Source organism: Pseudomonas sp. BNK-45 (genome assembly GCF_047456255.1).
GTDB lineage: Bacteria > Pseudomonadota > Gammaproteobacteria > Pseudomonadales > Pseudomonadaceae > Aquipseudomonas.
Map to the genome: position 1 here is coordinate 1,158,801 of NZ_CP179909.1, position 22,870 is coordinate 1,181,670.

Below are 22,870 nucleotides of genomic sequence, written 5' to 3' on the forward strand. Positions count from 1 at the left end.
GGGCGAGCGATTACAGGCGCAGCAGGGTCTTCCAGGCGCGGTTCTGGAACACCGCGATGGCTTGCTGCTTGCGAGCATCGAGGGCTTCGTCGGTGATCGGTTCGTTGGCCAGTTGGGCCAGCTTGTTCAGTTCACCGTAGAGGCGGTCCAGCTCGGCGATGTCCAGTGCGGCGCGGGCATGGTGCAACCAGGCCTGGATGCGTTCGATCCGTGGCAGTTGCTCGGCCAGGTCTTCGGGCTGCTGCTGGTAGCGCGGCAGTTGCAGCGAGGTGGCTTCTTCGGCCAGCAGGCGTGGCAGCCAGCTGCCCAGTTGCGCCGCGCCCTGGCGGTTGCCACGGGTGTTGCGCTCGGCAGTCCAGGAGCGGGCCAGCAGCCAGCGCGAAGTGTTCAGGGAGAACAGGCCCCAGCGCACGTCCTGCAGCTCTTCGATGAATTGCTCCGGCGCGGCCTTGCGCACGTCTTCATCGTCGAGGCCGGCTTGCACCAGCGGGCGCCAGTCTTCCAGCAGGGCATCCAGGGCACTGCGCAGTTCGGCAGTGGACTGGCGCGGCGCGGCCTGGCCCAGGCTACTGGCCAGGGCCCGCAGTTCGGCGAGGTTGTCCACCCAGTCCTGCAGCAGGCGCCAGTGGCCGTTGAAACGATACTGTTCGGCCAGGCGCTGGCTGCTGCCCAGCAGATGCCAGGCCAGGGCGGCGAAAGCGTCGTCCAGCGGGGTTTCGGCGCTCAGCTGTGGCGCCGGCAGGCTCAGGGAGTAGCTGCCGGCATCGAACAGGCGATAGCCGCGCTCGGCCTTGCTGATGTCGCAGGGCATCAACGGCAGGGTGAGGGCCAGTTCCGCGGCCAGTTCCAGCAGCGCGGCCGGTTCGCCTTCGCGCAGTTCCAGCTCCAGCTCGCAGATTTCTTCCTTGTGCTTGCCGGCAATCACCTGGCCCAGGTCCAGGGCGGCTTCGATCACCACCTTGGTCTTGCCCCGGCCCCAGGCGATTTCTGCACGCTCGCGGACAAAGTCGGTGGTGAACAGCGGCTTGAGGGTCTTTTTGTCCAGCTCGGCGAGGGCTTCGGGCCAGCATTCGCCGTCGAGTTTCTTCAGGTCGAGCTTGGCCTTGGCCAGTTGCCAGTCGTATTCGTTGCGCTCGGACAGGCCGGCGACGCTCTGGCCGCTGGTCTTGAGGGTCTGGATCACCGCGTCACCGTCGCGGCGCAGGCGCAGGGCGACTTTGGCCCGGGCCAGATCGCGTTCTGGGGTGTCGAAGTACTGGTTCATCAGCTCACGGCGTTCCCAGCCACTTTTGTTGCGTTTTTTCAGGAGCGGGTGCTCGCGCAGGGCGGCGAGGGTTTCGCGGCTGACGCGGAGTTTGATTTCGGTTTCTTTCTGCATGGCCGGAAAATCCAGGATCGGGAGTGCAGCCGGAGGAAGAGTTGGCTGCCAAGGCCGTGCAGTGTACAGGACCGGGCGCGTGGAGGCGCCACGACGGTTCCTTCCTCTCGCCCGATGCCTCTATGATGCTGCTCATCTTGGGATTTCCGGAGCCAGCTCATGCCATTGCCGTCCTTGAAGGAGCAGTTCGCCGCACTGATCGCCGCGCCGTCGGTGAGCTGCACCCAGCCTGCGCTGGACCAGTCCAACCGTGAGGTGATCGACTTGCTGGCCGGCTGGCTCGGCGACCTGGGGTTCAACTGCGATATCCAGCCGGTCAGCCCCGGCAAGTTCAACCTGCTGGCCAGCTACGGCAGTGGTCCTGGTGGACTGGTGCTGGCCGGGCACAGCGACACCGTGCCGTTCGACGCCGCGTTGTGGCAGACCGATCCACTGAAACTGACCGAGGTCGACGGCCGCTGGGTCGGTCTGGGCAGTTGCGATATGAAGGGCTTCTTCGCCCTGATCATCGAAGCAGTGCGGCCGTTGCTCGAGCAGCCGTTCAAGCAGCCGCTGCTGATCCTGGCCACTTGCGACGAAGAGAGCTCCATGGCCGGGGCGCGGGCCCTGGCGGAAGCCGGGCGTCCCCTGGGGCGCGCGGCGGTGATCGGCGAACCCACGGGGCTCAAGCCGATCCGCCTGCACAAGGGGGTGATGATGGAGCGCATCGATATCCTCGGGCGCAGCGGGCACTCCTCCGACCCGAGCCTGGGACGCAGTGCCCTGGAAGCGATGCACGACGCCATCGGCGAGCTGCGCGGGCTTCGGCTGCTGTGGCAACGCGAGTACCGCAATCCGCAGTTCAGCGTGCCGCAGCCGACCCTGAACTTCGGCTGCATCCATGGTGGCGACAATCCCAATCGCATTTGTGGCCAGTGTTCCCTGGAGTTCGACCTGCGCCCCTTGCCGGGCATGGACCCGCAACTGTTGCGCGAGGCCATTCGTCAGAAGCTGGCGCCGATTGCCCAGCGCCATGAAGTGCAGATCGACTATGCCCCGCTGTTTCCCGCCGTGCCGCCGTTCGAGCAGCCCGAGGACGCGGAGCTGGTGCGGGTGGCGGAGCGGTTGACCGGGCATCGCGCCGAAGCAGTAGCGTTTGGCACCGAAGCGCCTTATCTTCAGCGCCTTGGCTGCGAGACCCTGGTGCTCGGTCCGGGTGATATCGCCTGTGCCCACCAGCCGGGGGAATACCTCGAAATGTCACGCTTGCAGCCTACCGTGCATCTATTACGAGAATTGATCGAACATTACTGCCTGACACCGGCCCAGCTTTAAGTAAATTGCCGGTGTTCCTGTCCGTACCCATTGAGGAGAGTAAGCGTGTTGCCAAGCCTGTTCCGACGATAACCATCAGCCCGCTGTGCGTTTTCCGTTTCGTCCTTTTATAGGCTGCTATTTATTTACAGGCTCAGGTTCATGCCCGAATACGTCAATTGGCTTCGCCACGCGTCTCCCTACATCAACGCTCACCGGGATTGCACCTTTGTGGTCATGCTCCCCGGCGACGGTGTTGAACACCCCAACTTCGGCAATATCGTTCACGACCTGGTGCTGCTGCACAGCCTTGGGGTGCGTCTGGTGCTGGTGCACGGTTCCCGCCCGCAGATCGAAGCGCGCCTGGCGGCTCGTGGCCTGACGCCGCATTACCATCACGGCCTGCGCATCACCGATGCCGCGACCCTGGAGTGCGTGATCGACGCCGTCGGCCAGCTGCGCATTGCCATCGAGGCGCGCCTGTCCATGGACATGGCTTCTTCGCCGATGCAGGGCTCGCGGTTGCGGGTGGCCAGCGGCAACCTGGTGACGGCGCGTCCGATCGGGGTGCTGGAAGGCGTCGATTTCCATCACACCGGCGAGGTGCGCCGGGTCGATCGCAAGGGCATCAACCGCCTGCTGGATGAACGCTCCATCGTGCTGCTGTCGCCCCTGGGTTATTCGCCCACCGGTGAAACCTTCAACCTGGCCTGTGAGGACGTGGCGACCCGCGCCGCCATCGACCTGGGTGCCGACAAGCTGCTGCTGTTCGGTGCCGACCCCGGGTTGCTGGATGAAAACGGCAAGCTGGTGCGCGAACTGCGTCCGCAACAGGTGCCGGCCCACCTGCAGCGCCTGGGCAGCAACTACCAGGCCGAACTGCTGGATGCCGCCGCCGAGGCCTGCCGTGGCGGGGTGGGGCGCAGCCATATCGTCAGCTATGCCGAAGATGGCGCGCTGTTGACCGAGCTGTTCACCCGTGATGGTGGCGGCACCCTGGTGGCCCAGGAGCAGTTCGAGCGGGTGCGCGAGGCGGCGATTGAAGACGTCGGCGGGTTGCTGGATCTGATCAGTCCGCTGGAAGAGCAGGGCATCCTGGTGCGGCGTTCCCGCGAGGTGCTGGAGCGCGAGATCGAACAGTTCAGCGTGGTCGAGCGCGAGGGCATGATCATTGCCTGCGCGGCCTTGTATCAGATTGCCGATTCCGATGCCGGCGAACTGGCCTGTCTGGCGGTAAACCCGGAATATCGCCATGGCAAACGTGGCGATGAACTGTTGGAAAGGATCGAGGCCCGGGCCCGGGCCCAGGGCCTGAAAACCTTGTTCGTTCTCACCACCCGCACCGCGCACTGGTTCCGTGAGCGGGGCTTTGTGCCCAGCAGCGTCGAGCGCCTGCCGTCGGCCAGGGCTTCGCTGTACAACTATCAGCGCAACTCGAAGATCTTCGAGAAGGCTCTCTGAGCCTTCCGCTCGTCCCGCAAACTGCAACGCCTCGGTCCCCGGATCGAGGCGTTGTGCTTTATGGACATGTCAGAAAAATTTCATTTCGATACAAAAACTGTAACAAATTGACGGGAGGATAGGCTCTTAGCCATGATTGCGTCGCTTTTTTGATCCTGTTTGACGTTTTGCGCCCAAAACGCATCGGATCATGGGCCGCGGGAGTGGGAAAAATCTTTTCAGTCATAAGCTCGTGAGCGTCTACGCTGGGACGTTCAGCGTATTAGTGGCGAGCTTTATTCCTGAAAGGCATGAAAAAGAATTAAACAATTCTTTTTGGGTTTATGAGTAATTCATTACCCTGCAGGGACCAAATTACGGCGATTAGACCATGGTCGTAGACACAGATCGTTACGATTGACTTATCAGTCACGGTCTGGCGCTAATCGCGCATCTGTGGCACCCGGGCGTTCGATCCGGGGCCAGGAACCACAAGAATTAGAAACGAGAGGAGCGAAACATGAACAAGTCCACCTTGGCCCTGGCTGTGGCCGTAGGGGTTTTGGCGCAGCAGGCAGGCGCCGCCGGTTTCATCGAAGACAGCAAGGCCACCTTGGGGCTGCGTAACTTCTATATCAATACCGATAACCGTGACAGTGATACCAAAGCCGCCAAAGCCCAGAACAAGCAGGAAGAGTGGGGCCAAGGCTTCATCTTCAACTTCACCTCTGGCTACACCGAAGGCACTGTAGGTTTCGGTCTGGATGCGATCGGCTTGCTGGGCGTTCGTCTGGACTCCGGCGGTGGTACTAATGGAGCGACCAAGACTTCTTACGGCGGTACCGTATTCCCGACTCACTCTACCAACGGCAACAACGCTGAGGCGGTCAACGACTTTTCCAGCCTGGGCCTGACCGGCAAGGTCAAGGTTTCCCAGACCGAGTTGAAGATCGGCACCCTGCAACCGAACAACCCGGTGATCAAGTACAACGACGGTCGTCTGTTACCACAAACCTTCCAGGGCGGCCAGATCACTTCGAACGAGATCAAGGACCTGACCCTGACCGCAGGTCAGATCGAACACGCTAAAGGTCGTAACTCGACTAATAACGAAGGTTTGTCGATTGCGGGTGCCAACGGTGGTTCTGACTTCAGCAAGGGCAAGTTCAGCAACAAGTTCTACTACGGTGGTGCTGACTACAAGATCACCAAGGATCTGACCGCTTCGTACTACTACGGTGAGCTGAAAGACTTCTACTCGCAGAACTTCCTGGGCCTGGTACACAACTGGTCCATCGGTCCTGGCGTACTTAAGAGTGACTTGCGCTACTATCGCAGCCGCGACAATGGCTCTAACGGCGATACCTCTGCTTACTTCACGTCGGGCTACTACGGTGGCACTACTACCAAAGGTAAAGTTGATAACAACCTGTACAGCTACCTGGCTCTGTACTCGGTTGAAGGTCACACCTTCGGTGGCGGCTACCAGTACAGCAACGGTGACAGCGACTTCCCTTGGCTGAACCAGGGTGACGGCTCGTCCAACAGCACCATCACCGACATGCAGATCCAGAAGTTCGCCCGTGCCGGCGAGCGTACCTGGCAGGCTCGCTACGCCTATGACTTCGCCAAGGTTGGCGTGCCTGGCCTGACCGCCGGCATCATCTACCTGCGCGGCAACAACATCGACACCGCCGGCAAAATCGGCGCTGATAAAAACCCGACTCTGGGCACTGGTGGCACCGAGTGGGAACGCGACCTGACCCTGTCCTACGTGGTTCCGCAAGGTCCGCTGAAGAACCTGGGTCTGACCTGGAAAAACGCCATGTGGCGTAACGACATTCCGGGCCAGCGCGACCAGGACGAAAACCGTCTGATCGTCAGCTACTCGATCCCGTTGAAGTAATTCGCGGTTCAAGCCTCGCCCGGCGCAATGCCGGGCGAGGTATTGCTTCAAGTCAGGCCCACCCCCGTGAGCCCTTCCTGATTTCCCCTCTTTGTACAGCGACTCAAGGCCTTCTCGAACCTTGTTGAGAAGGGTGGTCTTCGCCGGCGCGCGCGTCCAGTGAAGAGATTTTTAATATTCCTTGTAGTTCTTAATAAATCGATATTTATTCTTTTTAAATAAGCTCAGGCGCAGGCAGAGTAGCTCCATCACGCACTCACAGGAGCAGCAGCCATGAGCCTCAGACTGGGCGATATCGCCCCCGACTTCGAACAGGATTCCAGTGCCGGCAAGATTCGTTTCCACGAGTGGCTGGGCGACAGCTGGGGCGTGCTGTTTTCCCATCCGGCGGACTTCACCCCGGTGTGCACCACCGAGCTGGGCTTCACCGCCAAGCTCAAGGATGAATTCGCCCAGCGCGGGGTGAAAGCCATTGCCCTGTCGGTGGACCCGGTGGATTCCCATCACAAGTGGATCGAAGACATCAACGAAACCCAGAACACCCGGGTCAACTTCCCGATCCTGGCGGACGCCGATCGCAAGGTGTCGGACCTCTACGACCTGATCCACCCCAATGCCAGCGACACCCTGACCGTGCGTTCGCTGTTCATCATCGACCCGAACAAGAAGATTCGCCTGACCATTACCTATCCGGCCAGCACCGGGCGCAACTTCAACGAAATTCTCCGGGTCATCGACTCGCTGCAACTCACCGACAACTACAAGGTGGCCACGCCGGCCAACTGGCAGGACGGTGACGAAGTGGTGATCGTGCCTTCGCTCAAGGATGAAGACGAGATCAAGCGCCGCTTTCCCAAAGGCTATCGCGCAGTGAAGCCTTACCTGCGCCTGACTCCACAACCCAATCGCTGACCCGCTCACCGCTGCAGGGGCCGGCTTGCCGGCGAAGGCGGCGGTGAGACCGGTGCAAATTTCGCCGATCCTTTCGCGGGCAAGCCCGCTCCTGCGCTGAATGCAGGGGTAACAGAACCATAAAGCAGGGGTTTTAAGGCCGTTTCGACGGCCTATTTTTTTGCCTGGAAATCACCATTACTTATATTCATTTAAGGAATAAACAAATGAAAAAATAAGATTTATGGATATATAAATAGGCTGTTAAGGTCTGTGCAGTCCGGCGAGATCGCATCCCGCGAATCGCTTATCTAGTTCAAGGAATCCCCCGAATGCTGGTGGTCTCTCTCGGTGGCAGTCCCAGTCAGCGATCCCGTTCCGGGGTGCTGCTGGAGTTGGCCAAGCGCTGGTTACAGCACAACGGCGTGGAAGTGGTCAGTTACCAGGTGCGGGACTTCCCGGCCGAGGATCTGCTTCACGCCCGCTTCGACAGCCCCAAGGTCATCGACTTGCTGCAACAGATCGACCAGGCCGATGGCCTGTTGATCGCTACGCCGGTGTACAAGGCGTCGTTTTCCGGGGCATTGAAAACCCTGCTCGACCTGCTGCCGGAGCGTGCCCTGAGCCACAAGGTGGTATTGCCCATGGCGACCGGCGGCAGCATCGCCCATATGTTGGCGGTGGATTACGCCCTCAAGCCCGTGCTCTCGGCGCTCAAGGCCCAGGAAATGCTCCAGGGCATCTTTGCCGAGGACAGCCAGATCGCCTACGGCGAAGGCAGTGTCCAGCCGCAGCTGGCCGAGGCCCTGGAACTGCGCCTGCGTGAAGCGCTGGAGCAGTTCCACAGCGCCATGGCGCGCCGCCCCAAGCCGCTGGATCCACACCTGTTGAATGAACGTCTGTTGAGTGCTCGCTGGAGCATTTGAGCCACACCCCTGATGTGAAGTACTGACCTTACTCGCCCGCCAACGGGCAAGCAGGTGCAGCCACAACCCCCACAGCAAAAAGGAGAGCGCCATGCGCCCTGTCATTTTGCGTCGCGGTCTGGTCGCTCTGTTTGCTGCGGCTGTGTCCTTCGGCGCCATCGTTCAAGCTCAAGCCGAAACCCTGCGTATCGGTTATCAGAAGTACGGCACCCTGGTGCTGCTCAAGGCCAAGGGCACCCTGGAAAAGCGCCTGGCGCAGCAAGGCGTGGACGTGAAGTGGACCGAGTTTCCGGGGGGGCCGCAGTTGCTGGAAGGGCTGAACGTCGGTTCCATCGACTTCGGCGTGACCGGCGAAACCCCGCCGGTGTTCGCCCAGGCCGCCGGTGCCGACCTGCTCTACGTGGCCTACGAACCACCGGCGCCCCATAGCGAGGCGATCCTGGTGCCCAAGGACTCGCCGATCAAGTCGGTGCAGGACCTCAAGGGCAAGAAAGTGGTGCTGAACAAGGGCTCCAACGTTCATTACCTGCTGGTCCGCGCCCTGGAAGACGCCGGCCTCAAGTACAGCGATATCCAGACCGTGTTCCTGCCGCCGGCCGATGCCCGCGCTGCGTTCGAGCGTGGCAGCGTCGACGCCTGGGTCATCTGGGACCCTTACCAGGCGGCGGCCGAGCAGCAACTGCAGGCGCGCACGCTGCGCGATGGCAGCGGCATCGTCGACAACCACCAGTTCTACCTGGCGACCAAACCCTATGCGCAACAGCACCCCGAGGTGATCAAGGCCCTGGTGGAAGAAGTGCGGGCGGTGGGCGAGTGGTCCAAGGCCAATCCGCAGGAGGTCACCGAGCAGGTGGCGCCGCTGCTCGGCCTGCCCACTGAGATCACCCTGACCTCGGTGAAGCGCCAGGGCTACGGCGCGGGCTTCCTGACTCCGGAGGTGATCGCCGCGCAGCAGAAAATCGCCGACAGCTTCTATCAGCTCAAGTTGATTCCCAAGCCGCTGAGCATCAAAGACGTGATCTGGACGCCCACCGCCGCCGTGGCCAAAGCGCCGTAAATCGACCCCTTAGGAGACAACTCCATGAGCCTCAACATCTTCTGGTTTCTGCCCACTCACGGCGACGGCCATTACCTTGGCACCGCCGAAGGCGCCCGCGCCGTGGATCATGCTTACCTGCAGCAGATCGCCCAGGCCGCCGACCGCCTGGGGTTTGGTGGCGTGCTGATCCCCACCGGACGCTCCTGCGAGGATTCCTGGCTGGTGGCGGCTTCGCTGATTCCGGTGACCCAGCGCCTGAAGTTTCTGGTCGCCCTGCGCCCCGGGATCATTTCCCCGACGGTGGCGGCGCGCCAGGCGGCGACCCTGGATCGACTGTCCGGCGGCCGGGCGCTGTTCAACCTGGTGACCGGTGGCGATCCGGACGAACTGGCCGGTGACGGCCTGTTCCTCGACCATGAAGAGCGTTATCAGGCGTCGGTGGAGTTCACCCGTATCTGGCGCCGGGTGCTGGAAGGCGAAACCGTGGATTACGACGGCCAGCACATCAGTGTGAAGGGCGCCAAGTTGCTCTATCCGCCGCTGCAGCAACCGCGCCCGCCGCTGTATTTCGGTGGTTCTTCGGAAGCCGCCCAGGACCTGGCCGCCGAGCAGGTGGACATGGTTCTGACCTGGGGCGAGCCGCCGGCCGCCGTGGCCGAGAAGATCCGGCAGGTGCGCGACAAGGCCGCCAAGCTTGGGCGCAGCGTGCGCTTCGGCATCCGCCTGCACGTGATTGTGCGGGAAACCAATGCCGAAGCCTGGCAGGCCGCCGAACGCCTGATTTCCCATCTGGACGACGACACCATCGCCCGGGCCCAGGCGTCCCTGGCGCGCTTCGACTCCGTTGGGCAGCAGCGCATGGCGGCCCTGCACGGCGGCCGTCGCGACCGGCTGGAAGTCAGCCCCAACCTCTGGGCCGGTGTCGGCCTGGTGCGTGGCGGGGCCGGCACCGCCCTGGTGGGAGACGGCCCGACCGTGGCGGCGCGGATGAAAGAGTACGCGGACCTGGGCATCGATACCTTCATCTTCTCCGGTTATCCACACCTGGAAGAGTCCTATCGCGTGGCCGAGTTGCTGTTCCCGCACCTGGATATCGAACGGCCCAAGCTGCCCGAAGCCGCCGGTTACGTCAGCCCGTTCGGGGAGATGGTCGCCAACGACATCATTCCCAAAGCCGCGTCCCAGAGCTGAGGTGCGGCCATGAATGGACAACGCATAGTGCAGCGTCTGGCGCCCTGGGCCCTGCCCTTGCTGCTGCTCGCGGTGTGGCAACTGTCGGTGTCGGCGGGTTGGCTGTCGACCCGCATCCTGCCGGCTCCCAGCGCGGTGATCGAAGCCGGGATCAGTCTGGTGCGCAGCGGTGATATCTGGACCCACCTGGCCATCAGTGGCTGGCGTGCGGGGCTGGGGTTTGTCATCGGTGGCGGTATCGGCCTGGCGCTGGGCTTCATCACCGGCCTGTCGAAGTGGGGCGAGCGGCTGCTGGACAGTTCGGTGCAGATGATCCGCAACGTGCCGCATCTGGCGCTGATCCCCCTGGTGATCCTGTGGTTCGGCATCGATGAGTCGGCGAAGATTTTCCTGGTGGCCCTGGGCACCCTGTTTCCCATCTACCTCAACACCTACCACGGCATCCGCAACGTCGATCCGGCGCTGGTGGAGATGGCGCGCAGTTATGGCCTGTCCGGCTTTGCGCTGTTTCGCCAGGTGATCCTGCCGGGGGCCTTGCCCTCGATCCTGGTGGGCGTGCGCTTTGCCCTGGGCTTCATGTGGCTGACCCTGATCGTCGCCGAAACCATCTCCGCCAGCTCCGGCATCGGCTACCTGGCGATGAACGCCCGGGAGTTCCTGCAGACCGACGTGGTGGTGCTGGCCATCGTCATGTACGCGGTGCTCGGCAAGCTGGCGGATCTGGCCGCACGTGGCCTGGAACGGGTCTGGCTGCGCTGGCATCCGGCCTACCAAGTGGCCAAAGGCGGTGCCCAATGACGGCTCAACAACCTCCACGGCTGCTGCGGGGCATTCCCCTGGCCGTGCGCAAACTGCAAAAGACCTTCGGCTCGCGCCAGGTGCTGCGGGAAATCGACCTGCACATTCCCGCCGGCCAGTTCGTCGCGGTGGTGGGGCGCAGCGGTTGCGGCAAGAGCACCTTGCTGCGCCTGCTGGCCGGACTCGACCAGCCTTCGGGCGGGGAGTTGCTGGCGGGCTCCGCGCCCTTGAGCGCCGCCATCGAAGACACCCGGTTGATGTTCCAGGAAGCGCGTTTGCTGCCCTGGAAGAAAGTCATCGACAACGTCGGACTCGGTCTGGTGGGCCACTGGCGGCCCCAGGCCCTGGAAGCCCTTGAGGCGGTGGGCCTGGCCGATCGCGCCAATGAGTGGCCGGCGGCGCTGTCCGGTGGCCAGAAGCAGCGTGTGGCGCTGGCCCGGGCCCTGATCCATCAACCGCGGCTGTTGCTGCTGGACGAACCGCTGGGGGCGCTGGATGCCCTGACCCGGATCGAGATGCAGCAGTTGATCGAACGCCTCTGGCAGCAGCACGGTTTTACCGTGTTGCTGGTGACCCACGATGTCAGCGAGGCGGTGGCGATTGCCGATCGGGTGATCCTGATCGAGGACGGCGAGGTGGGGCTGGACCTGCACGTCGAGCTGCCGCGTCCGCGCGTGCGCGGTTCCCATCGCCTGGCGGCCCTGGAAACCCAAGTCCTCAACCGCGTGCTGTCACTGCCCGGCTCGCCGCCGGAACCGGAACCTGTTTCACCCTTGCCCACGCAGTTGCGTTGGGCGCTTTAGAGCAGCGGCAAGTTTTCAGCTGCAAGCGGCAAGCAAGAGCGTCGCGCTTGTGCTTGCCGCTGAGCGCTTGAAGCTTGCAGCTCTGTTTTTCGACCCTAGGAGAAATACCATGACCATCAAAGCCATCAACGTACGCAACCAGTTCAAGGGCACCATCAAGGAAATCGTCGAAGGCGACGTGCTCTCGGAAATCGATGTCCAGACCGCTTCCGGGATTGTCACTTCGGTGATCACCACCCGTTCGGTCAAGGAGCTGGAACTGTCCATCGGCAGCGAAGTGATTGCCTTTGTGAAGTCCACCGAGGTGTCGATCGCCAAGCTATGAGCGATGCCAGAGATCAGCCCCGAAGGGTGCGAGCCCTTCGGGGCTTTTTCATGGGCGCTGTAAATACCGGTCAGATTTGATACTTTCCCTGCTTTCGGCAAGACCTGAACAGTAAACATGACAACAGAGCAGGGTCCAAACGCAGGGTATCTGGAGTTCGATCGCGACCACTGGTCGGCGTTGCGGGCCGGAGAACCCATGAACCTGTCGCCGTCCGAGATGGACTCGCTGACCAGCCCGACCCAGCCCATGGCGTCCGAAGAGGTGCGGCAGATCCTGCTGCCCCTGTCGCGCCTGCTGCATTTGCATGCAGCCCAGGTGCAGTCGCTCAAGGTGCCCCAGGCCGGCTTCAAGGCCCCCTATGTGATCGGTGTGTCCGGCAGCGTGGCGGTGGGCAAGAGCAGTTTTGCCCGGGTCCTGGCGGCGCTCCTGGCCTATTGGCCGGGCAAGCCCAATGTGCACCTGGTGACCACGGATTCGTTTCTGTTCCCCCTGGCCACCCTGCAGGAAAAAAATATCCTGCATCGCAAGGGGTTTCCCGAGTCCTACGATGAACCGCTGTTCGTGGATTTTCTCCAGGCCGTGTGCCGCAGGGGCGAGGCGGCGCGGATTCCCATCTATTCCCATGTCCGCTACGACATCCTGGCCGATGAGGCGCAGTCGGTGGAGGCGCCGGACATCATCATCCTCGAAGGCCTGAATGTGCTGCAGGGGGAGCGGGGCCAGGGCTTGAATCCCCTGGACTTCATCGACTTCTCCATCTATGTCGACGCGTCCGAGGAAGCGATCAAGGCCTGGTATCTGGAGCGTTTTGTCTACTTGAAGAACACCGCTTTCCAAGCGGCAGATTCCTATTTCAACAAGTACAAGGGGCTTTCGGACCCCGAGGCGTTGTCGGTGGCGTCCGATACCTGGGATAGGGTTAACCTGAAGAACCTTATCGAAAACATCCTGCCGACCCGGGAACGGGCCAACCTGATCATTCACAAATCAGCGGATCACAGCATCGACAGGCTGCTACTGCGGCAAGCTTGAGCGCTCAGAGTGGCGCTGGGCGCTTGGGCAGGTAGGGCGGTAGATACAGGCTCAGGTAGGCATCGAACACGCGCATGCCTTCCTCGGCCATGCGCGGGGTGATCTGCCCGTGCTGCTGCACCGAGCGGGCATACACCCGGTCCCCGAGCTCCATGGCCAGGGCGAACACGTCCACGTCGGCGGGTAATCTCGGCAGTTCGAAGTGTTGATTGAACAGTGTGTGCATCAGGTCCCCGAGCTCTAGGTCGTGCTGGCGATCGGCCTGGGTGACTTCGGTCAGCCCGTGCTGGGCGAGGATCAGCTGGCGGGCCGCCGCGTCCGCGCCGTAGATGTCGAGCATGCGCTGTTCCACCAGGCGTGACAGGTCACGCCAGCCCTGGAGCCGGTGGTGGTCGATGGGGGCTTGCAGGCAGGCACGAAACGCAGCGTGCACATCGGCGGTCAGGGCCTCCAGCAGGGCCGGGACGCTGGCGAAGAAGTGATAGACCGATGAGGGTGGAATCTGCGCCCGTTCGGCCACGCTGTAGATCGACAGGCTGGCCACGCCCTCGCTGGCCAGCAGGGTCCGGGCGGCCTCGAGTATCGAGTCGATCCGGGCCTGGCTACGTGCACGGGGTTTGCGAAGCGGGGCGGTGCGCGTCATCGGTGTCTCCTACTGGGCAGCGGGCATTGTACGCGACAGTGCGAGGATTCCTGAATCCGCCGACCATGGATCCGAGCCCAAAAAAAACGCCGCGAGCGGTGAGCTGCGCGGCGTTCTTTATTTTGCGACAACCGCTTACACGGTGTGCAGGTACCAGTTGTACTCGAGGTCGGAGATGGAGTGTTCGAACTCCTCCAGCTCGCTCTCTTTGCAGGCCACGAAGATATCGATGTATTTCGGATCGATGTACTTGGCCATCACTTCACTGTCGTCCAGCTCGCGCAGGGCATCGCGCAAGTTGTTCGGCAGGCTTTGTTCGTTCTGCTCGTAGCTGTTGCCTTCGGTCGGTGCCGGCGGCTCGATCTTGTTGGTCAGGCCGTGGTGCACGCCCGCCAGGACCGATGCCATCAGCAGGTACGGGTTGGCGTCGGCACCGGCGACCCGGTGCTCGATGCGCACCGCATCAGCGGAGCCCGTCGGTACGCGAATGGCCACGGTACGGTTGTCCAGGCCCCAGCTCGGCGAGTTCGGCACATAGAACTGGGCGCCGAAACGACGGTAGGAGTTGACGTTCGGGCAGAGGAAGGCCATCTGCGCCGGTAGGGTCTCGAGCACACCGCCGATCGCGTGACGCAGTGCGGCGTTCTGCTCGGGATCCTCGCTGGCAAAGATGTTCTTGCCATCTTTATCCAGAACCGAAATGTGGACGTGCAGACCGTTGCCCGCCTGGCCCGGGTAAGGCTTGGCCATGAAGGTGGTGTCCATCTCATGGTCGTAGGCGATGTTCTTGATCAGGCGCTTGAGCAGTACCGCGTAGTCGCAGGCCTTGATCGGGTCGGCCACGTGGTGCAGGTTCACCTCGAACTGCGCCGGGGCACTTTCCTTGACGATGGCGTCGGCCGGGATGCCTTGCTCCTTGGCACCTTCCAGAATGTCCTGGAGGCAGTCGACGTATTCGTCGAGATCGTCGATCAGGTAGACCTGAGTGGAATGCGGGCGTTTACCGGAGATCGGTGAGCGTGGAGGCTGTGGACGGCCGTTCACGTTCTCCTGGTCGATCAGGTAGAACTCCAGTTCGAAGGCTGCGCAGATGGTCAGTCCCAGTTCGTCGAACTTGGTCACGACCTGACGCAGCACTTCCCGTGGATCGGCGAAGAACGGATCGCCTTCCAGCTCGTGCATGGTCATCAGCAGCTGCGCGGTTGGGCGCTTCTGCCAGGGTTCATTGCACAGGGTATCGGGGATCGGATAGCAGATTCGGTCAGCATCGCCGATGTCCAGGCCCAGGCCGGTGCTTTCCACCGTAGAGCCATTGATATCCAGGGCAAAGAGGGAGGCCGGCAGGTTGATGCCTTTCTCGTAAACCTTGTGGAGGCTGGTGCGTTCGATGCGCTTGCCGCGCACCACACCATTCATATCCGCAATCAGAAGGTCAACGTACAGAACCTCAGGATGTTCCTTAAGGAACGCGTTCGCTTCGTTAAGCTGAACGGCACGCGGGGGTACCGACATGATGCAACACCTTTGTTGTTAAAAATATCAATCATTGATCTTTTCTGGTTTCAGTCAACCCGAACGGCATGCCGAAGTCAAGTAAGGCTCTTTACGCCCTAATAAAGGGCTACCAAGGCTCTTTTGGGGCAAAACAGGGCATTTTTTGGGACTCGACTGCCTCGGGTAGCGCAGGCTTGAGCGGGCCGTGTTGTATTTTTTACGGGGGTGTTGTGTAAAAAAATGAACAAGGCTAAGCTCGAATCAAACCCATAACAGCAATAATACCGGGGTGTTTCATGTCTCGCCTGCCGTTAATCGGCATCACCGCCTGCTCCAGGCAGATCGGTCTGCATGCTTATCACATCAGTGGCGACGAGTATGTCCAGGCAGTAGCCAGCGCAGCCCAGGGCGTGCCGGTGATTCTTCCATCCCTGGCGCAGCTGCTTTCCCCGTCCGATATTCTGGACGGTCTGGACGGCATCCTCTTTACCGGCTCTCCCTCCAATATCGAACCTTTCCATTACCAGGGGCCCGCCAGCGCGCCCGGCACTGCTCATGATTCTGCACGGGATGCAGCGACCCTGCCCCTGCTGGACGCTGCCGTTGCCGCGGGCGTTCCCGTGCTGGGCATCTGCCGCGGGTTTCAGGAAATGAACGTCGCCCTGGGCGGCAGCCTCCACCAGAACGTGCATGAAGTGCCGCCGTTCATGGACCACCGCCATGATGAAGAGGCCGACCAGCCCCTGGATGCCTGGTACGCACCGGCCCATGACGTGCATGTCCAGGCCGGTGGTGTCCTGGCGGGACTGGGCCTGCCGCAGACGATCCAGGTCAACTCGATTCATGCTCAAGGCGTTGAACGTCTGGCGCCGGGGCTGCGGATCGAGGCGCTGGCTGTCGACGGCCTGGTCGAGGCCGTTTCGGTCGAAGCAAGCAAGGCTTTTGCGTTGGGGGTGCAATGGCACCCCGAATGGCAGGTAAGCTGCAACCCTCACTACCTGGCCATTTTCCAGGCTTTTGGTGATGCCTGCCGCCAGCGGGCAAAACAACGCGACGCCGAAGCGTCACACAACGCCTGACTTAATAGAGAGTCAGGAAACTCAGCCTAGAGGCATTTATGAGTAACAACCTCGACCAGCTCACCGATTGGTTGAAAGACCACAAGATCACAGAAGTCGAATGCATGATCGGCGACCTGACCGGTATCACCCGGGGCAAGATCTCGCCGACCAACAAGTTCATTGCCGAAAAAGGCATGCGCCTGCCCGAGAGCGTGCTGTTGCAGACCGTGACCGGCGACTATGTCGAAGACGACATCTACTACGAGCTGCTGGACCCGGCGGATATCGACATGGTCTGCCGTCCGGACCATAACGCGGTGTACCTGGTGCCCTGGGCCATCGAGCCTACGGCCCAGGTGATCCATGACACCTACGACAAGCAGGGCAATCCCATCGAGCTGTCGCCGCGCAACGTCCTGAAGAAAGTCCTCAAGCTCTACGCCGACCATGGCTGGCAGCCCATCGTGGCGCCGGAGATGGAGTTCTACCTGACCAAGCGCAGTGACGACCCCGACTACCCGCTGCAGCCGCCGATCGGCCGTTCCGGCCGCCCGGAAACCGGTCGCCAGTCGTTCTCCATCGAAGCGGCCAACGAATTCGATCCGCTGTTCGAGGACGTCTACGACTGGTGCGAACTGCAGGAGCTGGACCTGGATACGCTGATCCACGAGGACGGCACGGCGCAGATGGAAATCAACTTCCGTCACGGCGATGCCCTGTCCCTGGCCGACCAGATCCTGGTGTTCAAGCGCACCATGCGCGAAGCCGCGCTCAAGCACGATGTGGCCGCCACCTTCATGGCCAAGCCCATGACCGGCGAGCCCGGCAGTGCCATGCACCTGCACCAGAGCATCATCGACATCAACACTGGCAAGAACGTCTTCTCCAACGAGGACGGGACCATGAGCCAGCTGTTCCTCAACCACATCGGCGGCTTGCAGAAGTTCATCCCCGAGCTGCTGCCGCTGTTCGCTCCCAACGTCAACTCGTTCCGCCGCTTCCTGCCGGACACTTCGGCACCGGTGAACGTCGAGTGGGGCGAGGAGAACCGCACCGTGGGCCTGCGGGTGCCGGATGCCGGTCCGCAGAACCGTCGGGTGGAAAACCGCCTGCCGGGTGCCGACGCCAACCCCTACCTGGCGATCGCCGCCAGTCTGTTGTGTGGCTACATCGGCATGGTCGAGGGCCACAACCCGAGTGCGCCGGTGGTCGGGCGCGGCTATGAACGCCGCAACCTGCGTCTGCCGCTGACCATCGAGGACGCCCTGGAACGCATGGAAAACAGCAAGACCATCGAGAAGTACCTGGGCCAGAAGTTCATCACCGGCTACGTCGCGGTGAAGCGGGCCGAACATGAAAACTTCAAGCGCGTGATCAGTTCGTGGGAGCGGGAATTCCTGTTGTTCGCCGTCTGATTCGCCGGGCGCCACTGCCCGCCAGTGGCGCCTTCACTGACACTTAGGAGAGATTGATGACTCAAAAAAACCCGCAAACCCGCGAGTGGCAAACCCTCAGCAGTGATCACCACCTGGCGCCCTTCAGTGATTTCAAGCAATTGAAAGAAAAGGGGCCTCGGATCATCACCCACGCCAAAGGCGTGTATCTCTGGGACAGTGAAGGCAATCAGATTCTCGACGGCATGGCCGGTCTATGGTGCGTCGCCATCGGCTATGGCCGTGATGAGCTGGCCGAGGCCGCCAGCCAGCAAATGCGCGAACTGCCGTACTACAACCTGTTCTTCCAGACCGCGCATCCACCGGTGCTGGAGTTGTCCAAGGTGATTGCCGAGATCGCGCCGCAAGGCATGAATCATGTGTTCTTCACCGGTTCCGGTTCCGAAGGCAACGACACCATGCTGCGCATGGTCCGCCATTACTGGGCGATCAAGGGCCAGCCGAACAAGAAAACCATCATCAGCCGGGTCAATGGCTACCACGGCTCCACCGTGGCCGGCGCCAGCCTCGGCGGCATGACCTACATGCACGAACAGGGCGACTTGCCGATCCCGGGCATCGTCCATATCCCGCAACCCTACTGGTTCGGCGAGGGCGGCGACATGAGCCCCGACGAGTTCGGCATCTGGGCGGCCAATCAACTCGAAGCAAAGATCCTGGAACTGGGCGTGGACAACGTCGGTGCCTTTATCGCCGAGCCGATCCAGGGCGCCGGTGGCGTGATCGTGCCGCCAGACAGCTACTGGCCGCGGATCAAGGAGATTCTCGCCAAGTACGACATCCTGTTTGTCGCCGACGAGGTGATTTGTGGCTTTGGTCGTACCGGTGAGTGGTTCGGTAGCGATTTCTACGACCTCAAGCCCGACATGATGACCATCGCCAAGGGACTGACTTCCGGCTACATCCCCATGGGTGGCCTGATCGTGCGTGACGAAGTGGTGGCGGTGCTCAACGAGGGCGGCGACTTCAACCACGGTTTCACCTATTCCGGGCATCCGGTAGCCGCTGCCGTGGCTCTGGAGAACATCCGCATCATGCGCGAGGAAAAAATTATCCAGCGCGTCCATGAAAAAACGGCACCTTATTTGCAGAAACGTCTGCGTGAGCTGAACGACCATCCGTTGGTGGGCGAGGTTCGCGGGGTGGGTCTGCTGGGGGCGATCGAGCTGGTCAAGGACAAGGCCACCCGGGCGCGCTATCAGGGCCGGGGCGTGGGCATGATCTGTCGGCAGTTCTGTTTCGACAACGGTCTGATCATGCGTGCCGTGGGCGACACCATGATCATTGCCCCGCCGCTGGTGATCAGCGAAGCGGAGATCGACGAGCTGGTAGCCAAGGCGCGCAAGTGCCTGGACCTGACCTTGAGTGCCCTGCAGGGCTGAGTGCTAGGCTTTGATCGCGGTGCTTGCGGGCGCCCTGTTCGAAGCAGGCATAAAGGCCGGTCTTTCCTTGAAAGCCGGCCTTGGATCTTGCCAGACTACCCGCCGTTTTGGTTGCCCGGATATTGGCCGCTGAACGAGTGGTTAAAAAGAATAATTGGAGCATTACGCATGAAGGCATTAGGTATGAAGTTAGCTGGCAAGACCCTCCTCGCCATGTCCCTGATGGGCGTGATGGCGGCGGCAGCACAGGCGGACGATAAAGTGCTGCACGTTTACAACTGGTCCGACTATATCGCTCCGGACACCATCAAGAAGTTTGAAGCCGAGTCGGGCATCAAAGTGGTCTACGACGTGTTCGACAGCAACGAAACCCTGGAAGCCAAGTTGCTCGCCGGCAAATCCGGCTACGACGTGGTAGTGCCTTCCAACAACTTCCTGGCCAAGCAGATCAAGGCCGGCGTCTATCAGGAGCTGGACAAGTCCAAGCTGCCGAACTGGAAGAACCTCAACGAATCGCTGCTCAAGGCGGTATCGGTGAGCGACCCGGGCAACAAGCACGCATTCCCTTACATGTGGGGCTCGATCGGTATCGGTTTCAACGCCGAGAAGGTCAAGGCGGTGTTGGGTGCCGACGCACCGACCAACTCCTGGGACCTGCTGTTCAAGCCGGAAAATGCCGAGAAGTTGAAGGCCTGCGGCGTCAGCTTCCTCGATTCGCCAACCGAGATGATTCCGGTGGCGCTGCACTACCTGGGCTACCCGACCGACAGCCAGGACAAGAAACAACTGGCTGAAGCCGAAGCGCTGTTCCTCAAGATCCGTCCTTCGATCGCCTACTTCCACTCCTCCAAGTACATCTCCGACCTGGCCAACGGCAACATCTGCGTCGCCGTGGGCTACTCGGGCGATATCTACCAGGCCAAGGCCCGTGCTGCCGAAGCCGGTGACAAGGTCAAGGTCAGCTACAACATTCCGAAAGAAGGTGCTGGCAGCTTCTACGACATGGTCGCCATCCCTAAAGACGCGGAAAACGTCGAAGGCGCCTACAAGTTCATGACCTTCCTGCAAAAGCCTGAAGTCATGGCCGAAATCACCAACGCCGTGCGTTTCCCCAACGGTAACGCGGCTGCAACCCCACTGGTCGATAAAGACATCACCAGCGACCCGGGCGTTTACCCGCCAGCTGAAGTCCAGGCCAAGCTGTACGCGATTGCCGACCTGCCGGCCGCGACCCAGCGCATCCTGACCCGCAGCTGGACCAAGATCAAATCCGGCAAATAAGCCGATTTGCAGCACAACCTGTTGCCGTCGTCATGGCGAGGGCGGCAACAGGAAACAATTAAATGACAGAAAGTTTTGCTGGATTGGTTTATCGAGGGTAAGTTGCGCGCCGGTTTTGTTGCTGGGCAGCTCGGAGGCTGTCAGGTAGCGCGGGGCAACTTGGGCCCAACTATTGAAGAGGACCTCCACTTGCCTATTTCTTTATTTCGCAAAGCCATGCTGGTCGCCGCCAGCCTGACGCTGGTGGCTGGCGTCCAGGCTGCACCGTCCGTGCATATTTATAACTGGTCCGACTACATTGGGAAAAACACCCTGGCCGAGTTTGAAAAGGCCACGGGCATCAAGCCGGTGTATGACGTTTTCGATTCCAACGAAACCCTGGAAGGCAAGTTGCTGGCCGGTCGTACCGGTTATGACGTGGTGGTGCCGTCCAACCACTTCCTGGGCAAGCAGATCAAGGCCGGCGCGTTCCAGAAGCTCGACAAGAGCCTGCTGCCGAACTACTCGAATCTCGATCCGGCGCTGCTCAAGCGCCTGGAAATGAACGACCCGGGCAACCAGTACGCAGTGCCGTACCTGTGGGGCACCAACGGCATCGGCTACAACGTCGACAAGGTCAAGGCCGTTCTGGGCGTGGACAAGATCGACTCCTGGAGCGTGCTGTTCGAGCCGGAGAACATCAAGAAGCTCAACAGCTGCGGCGTGGCCTTCCTCGACTCCGCCGATGAAATGCTGCCCACGGTCCTCAACTACCTGGGCCTGGATGCCAACAGCACCAACCCCCAGGACTACAAGAAGGCCGAGGCCAAGCTGCTGGCGGTGCGTCCCTACGTGACCTACTTCCATTCGTCCAAGTACATCTCGGACCTGGCCAACGGCAATATCTGCGTGGCCATCGGCTTTTCCGGCGATGTGTTCCAGGCCAAGGCCCGGGCCGCCGACGCCGGCAAGGGCGTGAACATCGCCTACGCCATTCCGAAGGAAGGCGGTGCCCTGTGGTTCGACATGCTGGCGATCCCCAAGGACTCGACCAACATCAAGGAGGCTCACGCCTTCATCAACTATTTGCTGCAACCTGAGGTGATTGCCCAGGTCAGTGACTACGTCGGTTATGCCAACCCCAACCCCGGGTCGGACAAGCTGATGGAGCAGTCCATTCGCACCGACGAAGCGGTTTATCCACCGCAAGCCGTACTCGACAAGACCTACGTGTCCATCGAGTTGCCACCCAATATCCAACGCTTGATGACCCGCAGCTGGACCAAGGTCAAGACGGGTAAATAGTTCCACAGGCTCAAACTATCCAAGGTCCGCCCGCATGGGGCGGGCTGCAAATTTTGTTGGGAGTTTCGCAAATGGCAGTTGCCTCCGGCGCCTATAAGAAAGCCCTCGAGGGCGACCAGACACCTAAGCAGGTGCTGGTCAAAATCGACCGGGTCACGAAGAAGTTCGACGAGACGGTTGCCGTGGACGATGTGTCCCTGGAAATCAAGAAGGGCGAGATCTTCGCCCTGCTCGGCGGTTCGGGTTCGGGCAAGTCCACCTTGCTGCGGATGCTGGCCGGTTTCGAACGGCCAACGGAGGGGCGAATCTTCCTCGATGGCGTGGACATCACCGACATGCCGCCCTACGAGCGGCCGATCAACATGATGTTCCAGTCCTATGCGTTGTTCCCGCACATGACCGTGGCCCAGAACATCGCCTTCGGCCTCAAGCAGGACAAGATCCCGCCGGCGGAAATCGACGCACGGGTGGCAGAAATGCTCAAGCTGGTGCAGATGAGCCAGTACGCCAAGCGCAAGCCGCACCAGCTGTCCGGTGGCCAGCGCCAGCGCGTGGCCCTGGCCCGTTCCCTGGCCAAGCGTCCCAAGCTGCTCTTGCTGGACGAACCCATGGGCGCCCTGGACAAGAAACTGCGTTCGCAGATGCAGCTGGAGCTGGTGGAAATCATCGAGCGCGTCGGCGTGACCTGCGTGATGGTGACCCACGACCAGGAAGAGGCCATGACCATGGCCGAGCGCATCGCCATCATGCACCTGGGCTGGATCGCTCAGATCGGCAGCCCGATCGACATCTACGAGACCCCGGTCAGCCGCCTGGTCTGCGAATTCATCGGCAACGTCAACATCTTCGAGGGTGAAGTGGTGGACGATGCCGAGGGTCACGCGCTGATCACCTGCAAGGACCTGGATCGCAACATCTACGTCGGCCACGGCATCAGTACCTCGGTGCAGGACAAGTCGGTGACCTACGCGATTCGTCCGGAGAAGCTGCTGGTCACCGCCGAAATGCCGACCTGCGAATACAACTGGTCCAGCGGCAAGGTGCATGACATCGCCTACCTGGGCGGGCATTCGGTGTTCTACGTCGAGCTGCCGAGCGGCAAGCTGGTGCAATCCTTCGTCGCCAACGCCGAGCGCCGTGGCGCGCGGCCGACCTGGGGTGACCAGGTCTACGTCTGGTGGGAAGACGACAGCGGCGTGGTACTGCGCTCATGAACATGCGAAAGCTCAAGCGCCGACTCAATCGA

Annotated in this window: 20 protein-coding genes; 17 read left to right on the top strand and 3 right to left on the bottom strand. The window is 61.4% G+C overall.

The genetic code is table 11. The features are described from left to right. Positions 1-10: 10 nt before the first annotated feature. A complete protein-coding gene (locus tag ACMGG8_RS05335; protein ID WP_060844914.1) occupies positions 11-1,378 on the bottom strand; it encodes an inorganic triphosphatase in 1,368 nt (455 codons plus the stop codon). Positions 1,379-1,537: 159 nt separating this feature from the next. On the opposite strand from ACMGG8_RS05335, the gene argE reads away from it, so the two are divergent. The 11 genes from argE (at position 1,538) to coaA (ending at position 13,025) form a co-directional block, all read left to right on the top strand. Beyond that, entirely contained in the window at positions 1,538-2,692 is a 1,155-nt protein-coding gene (argE, locus tag ACMGG8_RS05340; RefSeq protein ID WP_060841619.1) for an acetylornithine deacetylase, read from the top strand. Between the two features lie 141 nt (positions 2,693-2,833). Further along, a complete protein-coding gene (gene argA, locus ACMGG8_RS05345; protein ID WP_016967643.1) occupies positions 2,834-4,132 on the top strand; it encodes an amino-acid N-acetyltransferase in 1,299 nt (432 codons plus the stop codon). A 499-nt stretch (positions 4,133-4,631) separates the two neighbouring features. Beyond that, the gene (locus ACMGG8_RS05350) at positions 4,632-6,017 is read left to right on the top strand and encodes an OprD family porin (protein ID WP_414159272.1); all 1,386 of its coding nucleotides are present in this window, start codon (positions 4,632-4,634) and stop codon (positions 6,015-6,017) included. A gap of 273 nt (positions 6,018-6,290) precedes the next feature. Next, a complete protein-coding gene (locus tag ACMGG8_RS05355; RefSeq protein ID WP_060841617.1) occupies positions 6,291-6,929 on the top strand; it encodes a peroxiredoxin in 639 nt (212 codons plus the stop codon). A gap of 311 nt (positions 6,930-7,240) precedes the next feature. Next, positions 7,241-7,834: an NADPH-dependent FMN reductase gene (gene ssuE / locus ACMGG8_RS05360; RefSeq protein ID WP_060841616.1), complete on the top strand. Its 594-nt coding sequence runs from the start codon at positions 7,241-7,243 to the stop codon at positions 7,832-7,834. A gap of 91 nt (positions 7,835-7,925) precedes the next feature. After that, entirely contained in the window at positions 7,926-8,891 is a 966-nt protein-coding gene (locus ACMGG8_RS05365) for a sulfonate ABC transporter substrate-binding protein (RefSeq protein WP_060841615.1), read from the top strand. Positions 8,892-8,915: 24 nt separating this feature from the next. Then, positions 8,916-10,064: an FMNH2-dependent alkanesulfonate monooxygenase gene (gene ssuD, locus ACMGG8_RS05370; protein WP_060841614.1), complete on the top strand. Its 1,149-nt coding sequence runs from the start codon at positions 8,916-8,918 to the stop codon at positions 10,062-10,064. Between the two features lie 9 nt (positions 10,065-10,073). Further along, the gene (ssuC, locus tag ACMGG8_RS05375; RefSeq protein ID WP_060841613.1) at positions 10,074-10,862 is read left to right on the top strand and encodes an aliphatic sulfonate ABC transporter permease SsuC; all 789 of its coding nucleotides are present in this window, start codon (positions 10,074-10,076) and stop codon (positions 10,860-10,862) included. Then, positions 10,859-11,665 (top strand): aliphatic sulfonates ABC transporter ATP-binding protein, encoded by an 807-nt coding sequence (gene ssuB / locus ACMGG8_RS05380; protein ID WP_414159273.1) that lies wholly within the window; start codon positions 10,859-10,861, stop codon positions 11,663-11,665. Before ssuC ends, ssuB begins: the two co-directional genes overlap by 4 nt. A gap of 109 nt (positions 11,666-11,774) precedes the next feature. Further along, on the top strand, positions 11,775-11,990 hold the full coding sequence (locus tag ACMGG8_RS05385; RefSeq protein ID WP_011064106.1) for a TOBE domain-containing protein: 216 nt from the start codon (positions 11,775-11,777) through the stop codon (positions 11,988-11,990). A gap of 117 nt (positions 11,991-12,107) precedes the next feature. Beyond that, a complete protein-coding gene (gene coaA / locus ACMGG8_RS05390; protein WP_060841611.1) occupies positions 12,108-13,025 on the top strand; it encodes a type I pantothenate kinase in 918 nt (305 codons plus the stop codon). A 4-nt stretch (positions 13,026-13,029) separates the two neighbouring features. Here the strand turns inward: coaA and ACMGG8_RS05395 are convergent, their stop codons facing one another. Next, on the bottom strand, positions 13,030-13,668 hold the full coding sequence (locus tag ACMGG8_RS05395; protein ID WP_060841610.1) for a TetR/AcrR family transcriptional regulator: 639 nt from the start codon (positions 13,666-13,668) through the stop codon (positions 13,030-13,032). A 135-nt stretch (positions 13,669-13,803) separates the two neighbouring features. Next, a complete protein-coding gene (locus ACMGG8_RS05400) occupies positions 13,804-15,180 on the bottom strand; it encodes a glutamine synthetase family protein (protein ID WP_047306546.1) in 1,377 nt (458 codons plus the stop codon). Positions 15,181-15,458: 278 nt separating this feature from the next. Between ACMGG8_RS05400 and ACMGG8_RS05405 the strand changes: the two genes are divergently transcribed. The 6 genes from ACMGG8_RS05405 to ACMGG8_RS05430 all read left to right on the top strand — a co-directional run bounded on the left by ACMGG8_RS05405 (position 15,459) and on the right by ACMGG8_RS05430 (position 22,838). Next, positions 15,459-16,241: a gamma-glutamyl-gamma-aminobutyrate hydrolase family protein gene (locus ACMGG8_RS05405; protein ID WP_414159274.1), complete on the top strand. Its 783-nt coding sequence runs from the start codon at positions 15,459-15,461 to the stop codon at positions 16,239-16,241. A 38-nt stretch (positions 16,242-16,279) separates the two neighbouring features. Continuing rightward, positions 16,280-17,638 (top strand): glutamine synthetase family protein, encoded by a 1,359-nt coding sequence (locus tag ACMGG8_RS05410; protein WP_060841608.1) that lies wholly within the window; start codon positions 16,280-16,282, stop codon positions 17,636-17,638. Between the two features lie 56 nt (positions 17,639-17,694). Next, entirely contained in the window at positions 17,695-19,059 is a 1,365-nt protein-coding gene (locus ACMGG8_RS05415; protein WP_129405907.1) for an aspartate aminotransferase family protein, read from the top strand. A 183-nt stretch (positions 19,060-19,242) separates the two neighbouring features. Further along, positions 19,243-20,340 (top strand): polyamine ABC transporter substrate-binding protein, encoded by a 1,098-nt coding sequence (locus tag ACMGG8_RS05420; RefSeq protein ID WP_060841606.1) that lies wholly within the window; start codon positions 19,243-19,245, stop codon positions 20,338-20,340. Between the two features lie 189 nt (positions 20,341-20,529). Further along, positions 20,530-21,624, top strand: coding sequence for a polyamine ABC transporter substrate-binding protein (locus tag ACMGG8_RS05425; RefSeq protein WP_414159275.1), 1,095 nt, complete (start codon positions 20,530-20,532; stop codon positions 21,622-21,624). 71 nt (positions 21,625-21,695) lie between these two features. Then, positions 21,696-22,838, top strand: a complete 1,143-nt coding sequence (locus ACMGG8_RS05430; protein ID WP_060841604.1) for an ABC transporter ATP-binding protein — start codon at positions 21,696-21,698, stop codon at positions 22,836-22,838. Positions 22,839-22,870 lie beyond the last annotated feature (32 nt).

Coding starts and splice junctions, on each gene's coding strand:
- ACMGG8_RS05335 (WP_060844914.1), bottom strand. CDS start 1,378: ATGCAGAAAGAAACCGAAATCAAACTCCGCGTCAGCCGCGAAACCCTC.
- argE (WP_060841619.1), top strand. CDS start 1,538: ATGCCATTGCCGTCCTTGAAGGAGCAGTTCGCCGCACTGATCGCCGCG.
- argA (WP_016967643.1), top strand. CDS start 2,834: ATGCCCGAATACGTCAATTGGCTTCGCCACGCGTCTCCCTACATCAAC.
- ACMGG8_RS05350 (WP_414159272.1), top strand. CDS start 4,632: ATGAACAAGTCCACCTTGGCCCTGGCTGTGGCCGTAGGGGTTTTGGCG.
- ACMGG8_RS05355 (WP_060841617.1), top strand. CDS start 6,291: ATGAGCCTCAGACTGGGCGATATCGCCCCCGACTTCGAACAGGATTCC.
- ssuE (WP_060841616.1), top strand. CDS start 7,241: ATGCTGGTGGTCTCTCTCGGTGGCAGTCCCAGTCAGCGATCCCGTTCC.
- ACMGG8_RS05365 (WP_060841615.1), top strand. CDS start 7,926: ATGCGCCCTGTCATTTTGCGTCGCGGTCTGGTCGCTCTGTTTGCTGCG.
- ssuD (WP_060841614.1), top strand. CDS start 8,916: ATGAGCCTCAACATCTTCTGGTTTCTGCCCACTCACGGCGACGGCCAT.
- ssuC (WP_060841613.1), top strand. CDS start 10,074: ATGAATGGACAACGCATAGTGCAGCGTCTGGCGCCCTGGGCCCTGCCC.
- ssuB (WP_414159273.1), top strand. CDS start 10,859: ATGACGGCTCAACAACCTCCACGGCTGCTGCGGGGCATTCCCCTGGCC.
- ACMGG8_RS05385 (WP_011064106.1), top strand. CDS start 11,775: ATGACCATCAAAGCCATCAACGTACGCAACCAGTTCAAGGGCACCATC.
- coaA (WP_060841611.1), top strand. CDS start 12,108: ATGACAACAGAGCAGGGTCCAAACGCAGGGTATCTGGAGTTCGATCGC.
- ACMGG8_RS05395 (WP_060841610.1), bottom strand. CDS start 13,668: ATGACGCGCACCGCCCCGCTTCGCAAACCCCGTGCACGTAGCCAGGCC.
- ACMGG8_RS05400 (WP_047306546.1), bottom strand. CDS start 15,180: ATGTCGGTACCCCCGCGTGCCGTTCAGCTTAACGAAGCGAACGCGTTC.
- ACMGG8_RS05405 (WP_414159274.1), top strand. CDS start 15,459: ATGTCTCGCCTGCCGTTAATCGGCATCACCGCCTGCTCCAGGCAGATC.
- ACMGG8_RS05410 (WP_060841608.1), top strand. CDS start 16,280: ATGAGTAACAACCTCGACCAGCTCACCGATTGGTTGAAAGACCACAAG.
- ACMGG8_RS05415 (WP_129405907.1), top strand. CDS start 17,695: ATGACTCAAAAAAACCCGCAAACCCGCGAGTGGCAAACCCTCAGCAGT.
- ACMGG8_RS05420 (WP_060841606.1), top strand. CDS start 19,243: ATGAAGTTAGCTGGCAAGACCCTCCTCGCCATGTCCCTGATGGGCGTG.
- ACMGG8_RS05430 (WP_060841604.1), top strand. CDS start 21,696: ATGGCAGTTGCCTCCGGCGCCTATAAGAAAGCCCTCGAGGGCGACCAG.